The sequence below is a fragment of the Corallococcus sp. AB011P genome (genome assembly GCF_003611605.1).
GTDB lineage: Bacteria > Myxococcota > Myxococcia > Myxococcales > Myxococcaceae > Corallococcus > Corallococcus coralloides.
In genome coordinates this window covers 61,816-75,890 of record NZ_RAVX01000023.1, presented here as the reverse complement: position 1 = coordinate 75,890, position 14,075 = coordinate 61,816, and the positions used below count along the sequence as shown (strand labels likewise).

General features: G+C 70.2%; 11 protein-coding genes. 8 read left to right on the top strand and 3 right to left on the bottom strand.

Annotation, left to right across the window (positions count from 1 at the left end; translation table 11 throughout):
* On the top strand, positions 1-1,907 hold a 1,907-nt coding region (locus D7X30_RS35600; protein ID WP_147443400.1), incomplete at its 5' end, for a S9 family peptidase.
* 107 nt (positions 1,908-2,014) lie between these two features.
* Here D7X30_RS35600 and D7X30_RS35595 read toward each other — a convergent pair.
* The 3 genes from D7X30_RS35595 to D7X30_RS35585 form a co-directional block, all read right to left on the bottom strand.
* The gene (locus D7X30_RS35595; RefSeq protein WP_014397260.1) at positions 2,015-2,218 is read right to left on the bottom strand and encodes a cold-shock protein; all 204 of its coding nucleotides are present in this window, start codon (positions 2,216-2,218) and stop codon (positions 2,015-2,017) included.
* Positions 2,219-2,381: 163 nt separating this feature from the next.
* Positions 2,382-3,593 carry a 2-oxoglutarate dehydrogenase complex dihydrolipoyllysine-residue succinyltransferase gene (gene odhB / locus D7X30_RS35590; RefSeq protein WP_120567420.1) on the bottom strand — a complete coding sequence of 404 codons (1,212 nt, stop codon included), beginning with the start codon at positions 3,591-3,593 and terminating at the stop codon, positions 2,382-2,384.
* The gene (locus D7X30_RS35585; RefSeq protein ID WP_120567419.1) at positions 3,583-6,465 is read right to left on the bottom strand and encodes a 2-oxoglutarate dehydrogenase E1 component; all 2,883 of its coding nucleotides are present in this window, start codon (positions 6,463-6,465) and stop codon (positions 3,583-3,585) included. Before D7X30_RS35585 ends, odhB begins: the two co-directional genes overlap by 11 nt.
* Before the next feature lie 313 nt (positions 6,466-6,778).
* Between D7X30_RS35585 and fabI the strand changes: the two genes are divergently transcribed.
* From fabI to D7X30_RS35550, 7 genes are all read left to right on the top strand, one after another.
* A complete protein-coding gene (gene fabI / locus D7X30_RS35580; protein WP_120567418.1) occupies positions 6,779-7,612 on the top strand; it encodes an enoyl-ACP reductase FabI in 834 nt (277 codons plus the stop codon).
* A 161-nt stretch (positions 7,613-7,773) separates the two neighbouring features.
* A complete protein-coding gene (locus D7X30_RS35575; RefSeq protein WP_120567417.1) occupies positions 7,774-8,151 on the top strand; it encodes a response regulator in 378 nt (125 codons plus the stop codon).
* A gap of 5 nt (positions 8,152-8,156) precedes the next feature.
* Positions 8,157-9,023, top strand: coding sequence for a response regulator (locus D7X30_RS35570; protein ID WP_120567416.1), 867 nt, complete (start codon positions 8,157-8,159; stop codon positions 9,021-9,023).
* On the top strand, positions 9,020-10,252 hold the full coding sequence (locus tag D7X30_RS35565; RefSeq protein WP_120567415.1) for a protein-glutamate O-methyltransferase CheR: 1,233 nt from the start codon (positions 9,020-9,022) through the stop codon (positions 10,250-10,252). Before D7X30_RS35570 ends, D7X30_RS35565 begins: the two co-directional genes overlap by 4 nt.
* A complete protein-coding gene (locus D7X30_RS35560) occupies positions 10,249-10,791 on the top strand; it encodes a chemotaxis protein CheW (RefSeq protein ID WP_120567414.1) in 543 nt (180 codons plus the stop codon). The genes D7X30_RS35565 and D7X30_RS35560 overlap by 4 nt, the downstream gene beginning before the upstream one ends.
* Positions 10,781-12,958, top strand: coding sequence for a hybrid sensor histidine kinase/response regulator (locus D7X30_RS35555; protein ID WP_120567413.1), 2,178 nt, complete (start codon positions 10,781-10,783; stop codon positions 12,956-12,958). The genes D7X30_RS35560 and D7X30_RS35555 overlap by 11 nt, the downstream gene beginning before the upstream one ends.
* A complete protein-coding gene (locus tag D7X30_RS35550; protein ID WP_120567412.1) occupies positions 12,955-14,022 on the top strand; it encodes a chemotaxis protein CheB in 1,068 nt (355 codons plus the stop codon). Before D7X30_RS35555 ends, D7X30_RS35550 begins: the two co-directional genes overlap by 4 nt.
* Positions 14,023-14,075 lie beyond the last annotated feature (53 nt).

Below are 14,075 nucleotides of genomic sequence, written 5' to 3'. Positions count from 1 at the left end.
CCCCCGAGGAGAAGGCCCGCCGCGAGCGCATGCGCGTGAGCGCCCGGGGCTTCACCTCCTACAGCCTCTCCGAGGACGGCACCCAGCTGCTGGTGCCCCTCTCCGGCCGGCTCTACGTGGTGGACCGCGCGACAGGGAAGTCCACGGAGCTGAAGACGGGCCCCGGCGTCATCGACCCGCGCCTGTCGCCTGACGGCAAGCAGGTGGCGTACGTGCGCGAGCACGATGTGTACCGGGTGGACCTGGCCGCCAACCAGGAGAAGCGCGTCACGCAGGGCGGGACGGCGCAGAAGACGCACGGCCTGGCGGAGTTCGTGGCGCAGGAGGAGATGAGCCGCTTCTCCGGCTACTGGTGGAGCCCGGACTCGAAGTCCATCGCCTACACGGAGTCCGACACGTCCGACGTGGAGAAGCTCACCATCGTGGACGTGATGCACCCGGAGAAGGGCGGGGAGATCTTCCCGTACCCCCGTCCCGGCAAGGCCAACGCGAAGGTGCGCCTGGGCGTCACGCCCGTCACCGGCGGCAAGACGGTGTGGGCGCAGTGGGACGCGCAGAAGTACCCGTACCTGGCCACGGTGAAGTGGGACAAGGGCGGGCCGCTCACCCTCGTCGTGCAGAACCGCCTCCAGACGGAGGAGCAGGTGCTGGCGGTGGACCCCGCCACGGGCAAGACGCGTGTGCTCCTCACGGAGAAGGACAACGCCTGGGTGGAGCTTGCCCAGGACTACCCGCTGTGGCTGGAGGATGGCTCCGGCTTCCTCTGGTACACCGAGCGCAACGGCGGCCCGGAGGTGGAGCTGCGCAAGGCGAGCGGTGAGCTGGACCGCTCCGTGGTGAAGCCGGACGCGGGCTACCGCAACCTGTCGCGCTTCGTGCAGGCGGACAAGACGCTCTTCTTCACCGGCGACCCGAACCCCACGCAGAGCCACCTGTGGCGCGTGAAGCCCGGCGGCGCTCCGGAGCAGGTGGCCACGGGCACCAGCGGCCCGGCGGTGGAGGGCGGGCTCGTGTCCAAGAACGGCGGACTGGTCGTCCTCAACACGCAGGGCCCCAAGAGCATGCCGCGCACGGTGGTGCTCAAGGGCGACGGCACGAAGCTGGGCGAGCTGCCGGAGGTGGCGCAGGAGCCGTCCTTCACGCCGAACTTCGAGATCCGCCAGGTGGGCCCGAAGAAGTTCTGGACCTCGCTGGTGAAGCCGCGCGACTTCAAGCCCGGCCAGAAGCTGCCCGTCATCGTGGAGGTCTACGCGGGGCCCACCGTCACCGTGGTGCACCAGTCCATGGCCGCGCACCTGCTCAGCCAGTGGTTCGCGGACCACGGCTTCCTGGTGGTGAAGGTGGACGGCCGCGGCACGCCGCTGCGCACCTCCGAGTGGAACCGCGCGGTGAAGAACGACTTCGCCACCATCACCCTGGATGATCAGATTGAGGCGGTGCAGGCGCTGGCGAAGGAGGTCCCGGAGATGGACCTGAGCCGCGTGGGCATCACCGGCTGGAGCTTCGGTGGCTACATGGCGGCGCTCGCCGCGCTGAAGCGCCCGGACTTCTTCAAGGCCGCGGTGTCCGGCGCCCCGGTGGTGGACTGGCGCGACTACGACACGCACTACACCGAGCGCTACCTGGGCCTGCCTGAGCAGACCCCCCAGTCCTACGAGGTCAGCAGCCTGCTGACGTACGCGAAGAAGGACAGCCCCATTGGCGCGCTGCTGCTCATCCACGGCACCGCGGATGACAACGTGTACTTCTTCCACACGCTGAAGCTGTCGGACGCGCTGTTCCGCGCGGGCAAGCCGCACCAGCTGCTGCCCCTGTCCGGCCTCACGCACATGGTCCCGGATCCGCTCATCACCGAGCGCCAGTACGAGCGCGTCATCGCCCACTTCGAGCAGAACCTGAAGAAGTAGGCCGCAAGCGGCACGATGCCCTGAAAAGGCAGAGGCCCGGTTCCCTCAGGGGGACCGGGCCTCTGTTGCTTCAACCAGTCCGTGAGGAATGGCTGAGACGCGTCACTTCACGCCGCGCGGACGTTCTGCGCCTGCAGGCCCTTCGGGCCCTTGGTGACTTCGAACTCCACCTTCTGGCCCTCGGCCAGGGTGCGGAACCCATCCATGTTGATGGCGGTGTGGTGGCAGAACACGTCCTCGCCCCCGCCGTCCTGGGTGATGAAGCCGAAGCCCTTCGCGTCGTTGAACCACTTCACGGTACCAGTTGCCATTGCGCTTCCTTGCGTTTGCAGGGCAGCCGTGGGGAAGGCCGCCCGTTCTGCCCGACGACCGGGAGACAGAGCTATTTGTAGTGAAAGGGCCGACTGGAAGTCCAGCCGGCCCTCCGGGATTGCCCGACTTGAGCCCCCGCAGTGTCATGTGCGGGGGAGTAAGTCAGATGTCGAGCAGCAGGCGCTCGGGGTCCTCGATGCACTCCTTCACGCGCACGAGGAACTGCACCGCTTCCCGGCCGTCCACCAGGCGGTGGTCGTACGTGAGGGCGATGTACATGATGGGCCGGATGACCACCTGGCCGTCGCGGGCCACGGGGCGCTCCACGATGTTGTGCATGCCCAGGATGCCCGTCTGCGGCGGGTTCAGGATGGGCGTGGACAGCATGGAGCCGAAGATGCCGCCGTTGGTGATGGTGAACGTGCCGCCCGTGAGGTCCGCCATCGTGAGCTTGTCGTTGCGCGCACGGCCGCCGTAGTCACCGACCGTCTTCTCCAGGTCCGCGAGCGACATCTTGTCCGCGTCGCGCACCACCGGCACCACCAGGCCACGGCTGCCGCTCACGGCCACGCCGATGTCGTAGTAGTGCTTGAAGATGACGTCCTCGCCGTCGATCTCCGCGTTGATCTGCGGGAACGCCTTGAGGGCCTCCACGGACGCGCGGATGAAGAAGCTCATGAACCCGAGCTTCACCCCGTGCTTCGCCTGGAACTTGTCGTTGTACTTCTTGCGGAGCGCCATCACCTCGCCCATGTCCACCTCGTTGAAGGTGGTGAGCAGGGCGGCGTTGGACTGCGCCTGGAGCAGGCGCTCGGCCACGCGCTTGCGCAGCGGCGTCATGCGCACGCGCTCCTCGCGCGCGGCGTTGGGGCGGGGACCGGACGGCGCGGCGGGGGCCGGGGGCGCGGACGGGCGGTTCAGCTGACCCTGCACGTCCTCCTTCATGATGCGGCCACCGGTGCCGGAGCCCTTCAGCTGGCCCACGTCCACCCGGTTCTCCTCCGCCATCTTCTTGGCGGTGGGGGTGATGCGCGTGTCGCTGCCGGCCGCAGCCGCGGCGGCGGCCACCGGCGCCGCGGCCTGGGCGGGCGCGGGCGTGGCGGCGGCCACGGCGGGAGAGGCGGCGGCGGCGCCGGCACCCGCTTCGATGGTGCCCAGCACGTCACCCACGCGGACCTTGTCGCCCTCCTTGAAGGCGATGGACGCGACGCTGCCCGCGGCGGGAGCCGGCACGTCGATGGTGACCTTGTCGGTCTCCAGCACGACGAGCGGCTCGTCCGCGGTGACAGACTCACCCTGCTTCTTGTTCCACTTGCCGACGACGGCCTCGGTGATGGATTCGCCGAGCGGAGGGACTTTCAGTTCAACGGCCATTCTGGGGTCCTCGGAGGATGGCTTCTTCGATGATGAGCTGCTGCTCGTAATCGTGCGTCTTCGTGAAACCGGTTGCGGGGCTGGCGGCTTCAGCGCGCCCGATGTAGCCCAGCTTCACCGTCTGCTGCTGCGAACGGCCGGAAAGGAGGTCGTGCAGGCGGGGGAACATGAAGTGCCAGCCGCCCGCGTTGCGCGGCTCCTCCTGCACCCAGTACAGCTCCTGGAGCGCCGGCAGCTTCGCCACCAGGTTCGACAGCTCGTCCTGCGGGAACGGGTAGAGCTGCTCCACCCGCACGATGGCGATGGAGTCGTCCTTGCGCTCGTCCCGGGCCTTGGCCAGGTCGTAGTAGACCTTGCCGCTGCACAGCAGCAGCCGCTTCACCTTCGCGGCGTTCGCCTTCGCGTCCGGAATCACTTCCTGGAACGCGCCCGTGGCCAGGTCGTCCATGCGGCTGGTCGCCTCCGGACGGCGCAGGAGGCTCTTGGGCGACATGATGACCAGCGGCTTGCGCACCGGGCGCAGCACCTGGCGGCGCAGCAGGTGGAAGATCTGCGCGGGCGTGGTGGGGTAGCAGACCTGGAGGTTGTCCTCGGCGCACAGGTCCAGGAAGCGCTCCAGGCGCGCGCTGGAGTGCTCCGGGCCCTGGCCTTCGTAGCCGTGCGGCAAGAGCAGCGTGATGCCGGAGAGCCGGCGCCACTTGCTCTCCGCCGCGGCGATGAACTGGTCGATGATGATCTGCGCGCCGTTGGCGAAGTCACCGAACTGGGCCTCCCACAGGGTGAGGCCGTCCGGCACGTCCAGGCTGTAGCCGTAGTCGAAGCCCAGCACGCCCATCTCCGACAGCGGGCTGTTCCAGACGTTGAAGGTCGCCTTGCCGGTGGCGAACTGGCGCAGGGGCGTGAACTCCTCGCCCGTCTGCGTGTCGTGCAGCACCGCGTGGCGGTGGCTGAAGGTGCCGCGCTCGCTGTCCTGGCCGGACAGGCGGATGCCGTAGCCCTCCGCCAGGAGCGTCGCGTACGCCAGCGACTCGCCCTCGCTCCACTGGAGCTCCTCGCTCTCCAGCATGCCCTGGCGCTTCTTGAGCACCGTGCGCTCCACGTCGCGGTGCACGTTGAAGCCCTCCGGCGCCGTGGCCAGCTTCAGGAGCGCGTCACGCAGGGTGGGCTTGGCCACCGCCGTGGACACCTGGGGCGCGTTCTTCAAGAGGCCGCCCTTGTAGGTCTTCCACAGGCCCTCCAGCGCGTTGGGCTCCTTGAACTGGCTCTCCTGGCGGGCGCGGGTGAGCGCCGCGTCGAAGTCCTGGAAGCAGCGCTGCTTGAGCGCGTCCGACTCCTCCGTGGTGATGCGGCCGCCTTCCGCCAGCGTCTTCGCGTACAGCGCGCGCACCGGCGGGTGCTTGCGGATGAGGTCGTACATCGCCGGCTGGGTGAAGGACGGGTCGTCGCCTTCGTTGTGGCCGTAGCGGCGGTAGCAGATGAGGTCGATGACCACGTCGCTCTTGAACGTCTGGCGGTACTCGGCCGCCAGCCGCGCCGCGTGGACGCACGCCTCCGGGTCATCCCCGTTCACGTGGAACACCGGGATGTCCAGCATCTGCGCGATGGCGGTGGAGTAGATGCTGGTGCGCGAGTCCGACGGGTCGGTGGTGAAGCCCACCTGGTTGTTGATGACGATGTGGATCGTCCCGCCCGTGGTGTAGCCCTTGAGTCCGGAGAAGTTGAGCGTCTCCGACGTGATGCCCTGGCCGATGAAGGCCGCGTCGCCGTGGATGAGCAGCGGCACCACGCCGGTGCGCTCGGTGTCCCCGCCGCGGTCCTGCTTGGCGCGCACGCGGCCCTCCACCACGGGGCCCACGCACTCCAGGTGGCTGGGGTTGAACGCCAGCGACAGGTGCACGTGCTTGCCGGAGCGCGTGGCGTGGTCCGACGAAAAACCCATGTGGTACTTCACGTCGCCGCGGCCCAGGTACGCCTTGGGGTCCTTGGGGCCGTCGAACTCGCTGAAGATCTGATCCGGCTTCTTGCCCAGGATGTTGGTCAGCACGTTGAGGCGGCCGCGGTGGGCCATGCCGATGACCAGCTCCTTCAGGCCCATGCCGCTGCCCACCTCCAGCATCGCGTCCAGCATGGGGATGAGCGACTCGCCGCCGTCCAGGCTGAAGCGCTTGGCGCCCACGTACTTCGTGTGCAGGAAATGCTCGAAGCCCTCCGCGTACGACAGCTTGGTGAGGATGTGCCGCTGCTCGTCCACGGAGAACGGCGTGCGGTTCTCGCTGTGCTCCATGCGCTGCATGAGCCAGCGGCGACGCTCGCTGTCGAGCATCTGCATGAACTCCACGCCGATGGGGCCGGAGTACGTGCGGCGCAGGCGCGTGACGAGCTCCGAGAGGCGCACGCGCTGCTGCGGGAAGACGTTGTTGCACTCCACCGCCTGCTCCAGCTCCTTCGGCGCGAAGTGGTTCTCATCCATCAGCGCCACGTCCGCCACGTGGCCCAGCTGCGGGCGCGGGCGCTGCAGCGGATCCAGGTGCGCGCGCAGGTGGCCGCGCAGGCGGAAGGCGGTGATGGCCTGATCCACCTTCGACTGCAGCCCGATGTCCTGCGCCGGAGCGACCAAAGCCTGCGGCGCGGCGGCGGCCTGCGCGGCGGCGGCGACGTTCGCCTTGCCCTTGCCCTTGCCCTCCGGTGCGGCGGGTGTCGGAGCCTCCAGCAGCTTCGTGTTGAAGATGGGGCGGCCCGTGCCGTTGTTGCGCTCGAACACCTCGCGCCAGCTTGCGTCCACGCTGCCGGGGTCATCGAGGAAGCGGGCATAGAGCCCCTCGATGAAGTCGATGTTGGCACCAGAGAGGAAGCTGTCCTGGAAATTCGCCATGGCGGGGGGTCTTTTACTGGATGGGCGCCGCGTTTGGGGGTTTTCGCCCAGGTTTGTTGAACCGCGTCATGCCCGGCTGCCTGTCTTCACTCAAGGAGCAGAAGGAATCATGCCCCGCGTGAGCCCAGCTTCACCGAGCACCGGATTCCCCCAGCTGGGAGGAGCTCAAAAGAGACGCCAGGCTCCCCGGCATGCTGAACAGACGTACATCCGAGGCAAAAGGGACACGGGGGCCGGGGGCCCCTACGGCGGTTCAGGAGTGGTAAGCACTCGCCCCCTCTTTCCACTCACTTCTTTCCGAGAACGTACCGACATGCTCCTTCAGGGCAAGAAGCTGCTCATCACCGGCGTGCTCACCCCGCAGTCGCTGGCCTTTGGTGTCGCGGAGCACGCGATCGCGCAGGGTGCGGAGGTCATCCTCACCGGCTTTGGCCGGGCGAAGTCCCTCACCGAGCGCAGCGCGAAGCGGCTCAAGCCCGGCACGGAGGTGCTGGAGCTGGACGTGACGAACCCGGCGCACTTTCCGGCGCTGACGGAGGCGCTGCGGCAGAAATGGGGCCGCGTGGACGGCGTGCTGCACGCCATCGCGTACGCGCCCGAGGACGCGCTGGGCGGCAACTTCCTCAACACGCCGTGGGAGAGCGCGCAGACCGCGTTCCGCATCTCCACCTTCTCCGTGAAGGAGCTGGCGGTGGCGTGCGCGCCGCTGATGACGCAGGGCGGCTCCATCGTGGCGCTGGACTTCGACAACCGGCAGGCGTGGCCCATCTATGACTGGATGGGTGTGTGCAAGGCGGCCATGGAGTCCACGGTGCGCTACCTGGCGCGCGACCTGGGGCCCAAGGGCATCCGGGTGAACGCGCTCGCCGCGGGGCCGCTCGCCACCGTGGCGGCCAAGGGCATCCCGGGCTTCAAGGCGCTGGCGCAGTACTGGGGCAAGCAGGCGCCGCTGGGCTGGAGCGACAAGGACAGCCACGACCACGTGGCGAAGACGGCCTGTGCACTTCTGTCCGATTGGCTCTCCTCCACCACTGGAGAGATGATTCACGTCGACGGTGGCTATCACGCGGTAGGCGCACCCCCGGTGGAGACGGTGGAAGCACCGCCAGAAGGGGTCCCCGCGAACCCCACGCCCAAGGAAGGCTGAGGCCATCCAACCTTCCTGGAAAGTCCAGACATTCGCCTGCCAGGCTTCCCGGCGGACGGGGGCCCCCCGCTTCCGCCCGTCGGAGCGCTCACGGTAGGATCACCCATGCAGCGCAGGCGCATCCCGCACTCCGCGGAGCCTGCGCGAGGAGCCGTGGCACAGTGAGCACCAACGTCTTGCTGGTGGACGACAGCCCGACCGTCCGCAACATCCTCAAGATCTACCTGATGAACCTCAAGGTCAGCATCGTGGAGGCGGAGGACGCGCAGCGCGCGCTACAGCTGTTGCGGTTGGTACCGGTGAGCGTTGTGATCGCCGACATCAACATGCCGAACATGGATGGCATCACCTTCGTGAAGGAGGTTCGCGCCAGCGCTCAGGCGCAGGTGCAGAAGGTGCCGGTCATCCTCTTGACTGCGGAGAAGGGAGAGGACCTGCGCCAGCGCGGTTCGGCGGCGGGGGCCAACGCCTTCATCCAGAAACCGGTGTCGCACGACGAGCTGACCAAGACGGTGCGTCAGTTCCTGAGCGGGGGCTGACGACCGTGAGCCTGCCGACGCTGCTGCTGGTGGATGACAGCGACGCCATCCTGGCGCTGGAGCGGGCCATCCTCTCCGGGCACTACACCATCCACACGGCCAGCAATGGCCGTGAGGCGCTGGACAAGGTGGGGCGGCTGCACCCGGCGGCGGTGCTGCTGGACCTGTCCATGCCGGAGATGGACGGGGACGAAGTGCTCCAGCGGATGAAGGCGGACGTGGGCACGGCGGACATCCCGGTCATCATCATCTCTTCGGAGAAGCAGCGCGCGGAGGCGTGCCTGGGCTTCGGCGCGGAGGCGTTCCTGGCCAAGCCCTTCCGCGCGGACGAGCTGCTCCTGCGCGTGGGCGAGGCGCTGGAGAACGCGCGCCGGCGCTCGCGCTCCGGGGCCCTGCTGCTGCTGCGGCTCAACGTGGGCGAGCGCGAGTTCGCCGTGCCGCTGGACTCCGTGAAGGAGGTCCTGCTGCAGCCGCTGACGCGGCCGTTGCCCACGGGGCCGTCCTACCTGCGCGAGTACGTGGAGCTGCGCGGCAAGGCGGTGTGCGTGCTGGACGTGGCGCTGCGGCTGGGCGTGCAGCACAAGGTGTCCATCGCGGAGCGGATGCTGGTGGTCATCGAAACGGAGGGTGTGTCGCTGGCGCTCACCGTGGACACGGTGAAGGACCCGGAGGAGTTCCAGGCGAGCGACATCGACCGGCGGGAGAAGGTGGGCGGAGCCGAGCACGGGCTGTTGCAGGAAGGGCTCGTGGGCATGCTGCGCACGGGCGGCCGCGCGCTGCCCATCCTGGATCCGAAGGTGTTCATCGGGCGGGGACTCTTGCGTGACCTGCCCGCGCTGCTCGCGCCGGTGGAGGAAGAGCGGAGCGCATGAGTGCGGGGCTCGACCCGAGGCTTCTGGCCCGTGCCCGGGAAGTGGTGGCGGATACCACCGGCTTCCGGGACGACGCCATCGCCCAGGAGGCGGTGGAGCGCGTGCTGCGGGCGGAGCTGGCCCGGGGGCGCGTGCCCACGGAGGTCCTGAGCGAATTGCAGCAGCTGGGCTCGCCGCTGGCCTACACGCTGGTGCGCGCGGTCCTGGTGGGGGAGACGTACTTCTTCCGCCAGCCGGAGCACTTCCGCTACATCACGCAGGAGGGCATTCCGACCGCGCTGCGCCACGGCGCCATGCACCTGCGCGGCTGGAGCGCCGGGTGCGCCACCGGCGAGGAGACCTATTCGCTGGCCGCGTGCCTGCTGGCGTGCGCGCCCGCGGGCATGCCGGTGGAGGTGGTGGGCACGGACCTGCATGAGGCCAGCCTGGAGGCCGCGCGGCGCGGCACCTACGGCGCGTGGTCCCGGCGCGAGTCCGCCCCCGCGCTGCACCCCGTCTACGAGCTGCTCAACGGGCGGCAGGTGTCCATCCTCCCGGAGGTGCGGAAGGTGACGCGCTTCGCTCCGGCGAACCTGCTGGCGCCGCTGCCGGAGCGCTTCGGGCAGTTCGACTTCATCCTCTGCCGCAACGTGCTCACGTACTTCTCTCCGTCCGCGCGCGACGCGGCCATCGTCCACCTGGCGCGGGCGCTGGTGCCGGGGGGCCTCCTGTTCCTGGGCACGGTGGAGGTGGACCGCGCGCCGCCGGGGCTCACGCGCGAGGGGCCTCCGGAGCTGCAGGCCTTCCGCAAGCCCCGCCCGGAGGAGCGCACCTTCGCGCAATTGCCCACGACGCAGCCCGTGCCCGTGCCGCGCATGACGCCCGCGCCCCGGCGGCTGTCCGCGCCCATGCCGGTGTCGCCCGCGCCGCCGCCGTCCCCGCCGCCCTCGCCCGCGCGGATGCACCTGCAGGCGCTGGAGCGGATCGAAGAGGGCAACGTGGCCGGAGCGACGGCGGTGCTGGAGCTGCTCGTGAAGCAGGCGCCGGACTACCTGCCGGGCCTCCTGGAACTGGCGCTCCTGCGCGAGCGCGCGGGATCCCGGGACGCGGCCTTCCCGCTGATGCGCGCGTTGCGCACGCGGGCGGGGCAGTTGCCACCGGACACGCTGGTGGATGGACCGGAGGCGCTGCCCGCGCGCTTCTATCTGGCGTCCGCTGACGCCTACCTGAATCTGGGGGCGCTGGAATGAAGGCGACGCCGCTGGTGGACGAAACCCTGGAGTCGGAGACGCGGGACCTGCTCGCGCGCCGGGCCGCGCGCCTGCGCGAGCAGGGCGAGTCGACGGTGGAGGAGGCGGTCCATTGGATCGCCGAGTTCCCGCTGGGCGAGGAGCGCTACGCGCTGCCGCTGGAGTCACTGCGCGCCGCGCTGCCCTTGCGCATGGTGACGCCGGTGCCGTTGTCCGCGCCCGCTGTGATTGGCGTGCTGCGCTTCCAGGGGCAGGTGTTGTCCGCGCTGAGCCTGGCGTCGCTCTTGGGCGGCCACGGGTGGCGGCAGGATCCTGCCGTGCTGCTGGTGGTGGACCGGGGCGACGGCGAGCTGTGCGCGCTCGACTGCGAGGCGATTCCGCGTCCCACGACGTTGCCGCTCGCGTCCGTGGAGGCCGCGCGCGCCCGTGCGGAGGGCCCGGTGGTGGAGGTCTTCACCCACGACCGGCAGCTCATCCACCTCATCGACCCGAAGCGCCTGTTCGGCCGGTCCGACGGGGGAGTACGACATGCCCGTTGATCCGATGCTGCAGCCGCTGGTGGCGGGCTTCGCCGTGGAGGCCCAGGAGGTCATCCAGAAGGTCACCATGGACCTGCTGGAGCTGGAGCGCGAGGGGCTGGAGAACGACGCGCTCGCGAAAATCTACACGCGGCTGGGCCGGCACCTGCACACGTTGAAGGGCAGCGCCGCGTCGCTGGGGCTCCAGGACCTGGGCGACATCGCCCACAAGCTGGAGGACGCGCTGGCGCCGCTCAAGGCGCACACGCAGAAGATGCCGCGCCCGGTGGTGGACGTGCTGCTGCACGGGCTGGACCTCTTCATGCTGCGCGCCCAGGCGCACGCGGACGGGCGCGGGGACGACCTGCCGAACCCCGCCGCCGCGCTGGCCCAGCTGGTCTCCGCCGCGCCGCCCCCGGAGGAGGCCGCGGTGCTGCCGGGGGGCGCCTTCGCTCAGGCGCAGCCTGTCGTGGCCGGTGGCCCGCCCTCCGCGGCTAGCACCCCGCCTGTCCCGGCCGAAGCGCTGTCGTCACCGGAGCCCGTGGGGGAGTCCTCCGACGCCGGGTGGCGCGTGAGCGCGAACCAGGTGACGTCGCTGATGCGCGAGGTGGAGCGCCTGCGCGAGGTGCGCCTGCGGGTGGAGGAGCGCAGCCGGGAATTGGAGCGGGTGTCCTCGCTGCTCGCGAAGCAGGGCCTGCTGGCGGAGACCGCGGAGGCGCGCACGCTGTTGTCCGGCACGGGCCGCTCCCTGCGCACCGACGGCGAGGAGACGAGCGACGTCGTGGACGCGCTGGAGGATGGCCTCAAGGCCATCACCACGCGCCCCACGCGCACCATCCTGGACCCGCTGCAGCGCATGGTGCGCGACCTGTCGCGCCAGCTGGGGAAGGAAGCGCGGCTGTCGGTGGTGGGCGCGGAGGTGTCGCTGGACCGGCGCCTGCTGGAGAAGCTCCAGGGCGCGCTCGTGCACATCCTGCGCAACGCCGTGGACCACGGCCTGGAGATGCCCGCCGAGCGCGAGAAGGCCGGCAAGCACCACGAGGGCGCGCTCACTCTGCGCGTGGAGCAGCAGGGAAACCTCCTGTACCTGGAGGCGAGCGACGACGGGCGCGGCATCGACCTGGCGCAGGTGCGCAAGGCCGCGGAGAAGCGCGGGCTGGTCACCGCGGAGGAGGTGGCGCGCCTCAACGACAACCAGGTGCGCGAGCTCATCTTCCGCGAGGGCTTCAGCACGCGCTCGGACGTGACGGACACCTCCGGGCGCGGCGTGGGCCTGGACGCGGTGCGCGCCACGGTGGAGTCGCTGCAGGGCCGCATCGAGGTGTCGAGCACGCGCGGGCAGGGCACGCGCTTCGTGCTGACCCTGCCGGTGGACCTGGGCAGCTCTCCGGTGCTGATGGTGCGCGCGCTGGAGCAGTTCGTGGGCCTGCCCATGCTGGCGGTGGAGTCCACGCAGTTGGCGCGTCCGGACATGCTGCGCGTGGGCAAGCGCCGCACGCACCTGGAACACCAGGGGCAGCTGTTGCCGGTGGTGGACCTGGGCGCGCGGCTGGGGCTGCGCGCGTCGTCTCCGCCCGCGGAAGGCCAGCCGCTGCTCATCGTGCAGAGCGGCGGCAAGCGCGTGGCGCTGGGCGTGGACGCGGTGGTGGGGGACCGGGACCTGGTCATCCGCCCGCTGCCGTCGGAGGTGCGCGAGGTGGCGGCCTGGCAGGGCGCGGCGACGCTCAGCCGGGGTGAGCTGCTGCTCATCCTCCGTCCGGACTGGGTGGTGTCGGATTCGGAGAAGGTGACGGTGTCCGCGGTGAGCCGGCGGGCGCTGGTGGTGGATGACTCGCTCACCGCGCGCGCGCTGCACCGGGCGATGCTGGAGGCCGGCGGCTTCCAGGTGCACCTGGCGGCCAGCGGGGCGCGGGCGCTGGAGCGGCTGCAGGCGGACACCTACGACGTCGTCATCTGTGACCTGGACATGGAAGAGATGGACGGCATTGAGCTCATCGCGCGGCTTCGCGATCGCAAGGACACACGCACGCTGCCCGTCATCCTGGTCTCCGCGCACGACAGCACCGTGGCGCGCGAGCGGGGCCTGGCATCCGGGGCGGACGGCTTCCTCAGCAAGCGCGAGTGCGCCGCGGGCCGCCTGCTCGCGGAGGTGCTGGACGTGATGAGCCGCAGGGGGAGCCGCGCGTGAGCTCGAAGAAGCCCATTCGCGTGCTCGTGGTGGATGACTCGCCCACCATGGCCAACACCCTCACCGCGCTGCTCACGGAGGAGCCGCGCATCGAGGTCGTGGGCCGGGCGGGGGACGGCAACCGCGCCGTGCAGCTGGCGCGCCTGTTGCGCCCGGACGTCATCACCATGGACCTGCTGCTGCCCGGCCTGGATGGCCCGGCGGCCATCGGGCACATCATGTCCCAGGCCCCCGCGCGCATCCTGGTGGTGAGCGCGGTGGCGGAGCAGCGCGGCGTGGACCTGGGCTTCCAGGCGATGAGCGCCGGAGCGCTGGAGCTCATCGGCAAGCCCAACGTCACCAACGCGGAGGAGCTGCGCCGCTGGGGCCGGGACCTGGCCCACTCCGTGTGCCTGATGGCGGAGGTGCCCGTCATCTCCCGCCGTCCGCGCGTCGTGGCGCCGCCGCCCATGCCCAGCGGGGCGCGGGTGGACGTGTTCGGCGTCGTCGCTTCCACCGGTGGGCCGCCCGCGCTGGCGGAGGTGCTGGCCAAGCTGCCCCGCGACCTGCCGGTGCCCATGCTTATCGCGCAGCACATCACCGTGGGCTTCACCCAGGGCATGGTGCGCTGGCTGTCCCAAGTGTGCGAGCTGCAGGTGGGCGTGGCGCGCGACGGCGAGCGGCTGGAGCCGGGGCGCGTGTACTTCCCGCTGGATGGCCATGACCTGCTGGTGGACAGCATCGGGCTGGCCCGCCTGCAGCGCAGCCACGGCGGTCCGTGTCCCAACGGGGACGTGCTCCTGAACTCGCTGGCCATGGCGTACGGCCGGCGCAGCGGCGGCGCCGTGCTCACCGGCATGGGCGAGGACGGCGCGCGGGGCCTGCTGGCCATCCGTCAGGCCGGGGGCGTCACCCTGGCGCAGGACGAGGCGTCCAGCGTCGTCTACGGCATGCCTCGCGCCGCCGTGGAGTTGAAGGCCACGGATGGGGGCACTCCGCTCGCGCTGGTGGCGGACCTCATCCTGCAGAGCTGTCAGCGTCCGTCGTTCCGTCCTTCCCGTGGCCCGGAGGGGGGGCCCCGGTGAGCCGTTTCCCACCCACGAACCGCAGTCGCCTGCGTTGTCCCTGGCGTCGGAGG

What these genes read in the sequence shown, in the direction of transcription:
- D7X30_RS35560 (WP_120567414.1), top strand. Translation starts at nt 10,249, where the DNA reads ATGAAGGCGACGCCGCTGGTGGACGAAACCCTGGAGTCGGAGACGCGG.
- D7X30_RS35565 (WP_120567415.1), top strand. Translation starts at nt 9,020, where the DNA reads ATGAGTGCGGGGCTCGACCCGAGGCTTCTGGCCCGTGCCCGGGAAGTG.
- odhB (WP_120567420.1), bottom strand. Translation starts at nt 3,593, where the DNA reads ATGGCCGTTGAACTGAAAGTCCCTCCGCTCGGCGAATCCATCACCGAG.
- D7X30_RS35585 (WP_120567419.1), bottom strand. Translation starts at nt 6,465, where the DNA reads ATGGCGAATTTCCAGGACAGCTTCCTCTCTGGTGCCAACATCGACTTC.
- fabI (WP_120567418.1), top strand. Translation starts at nt 6,779, where the DNA reads ATGCTCCTTCAGGGCAAGAAGCTGCTCATCACCGGCGTGCTCACCCCG.
- D7X30_RS35595 (WP_014397260.1), bottom strand. Translation starts at nt 2,218, where the DNA reads ATGGCAACTGGTACCGTGAAGTGGTTCAACGACGCGAAGGGCTTCGGC.
- D7X30_RS35555 (WP_120567413.1), top strand. Translation starts at nt 10,781, where the DNA reads ATGCCCGTTGATCCGATGCTGCAGCCGCTGGTGGCGGGCTTCGCCGTG.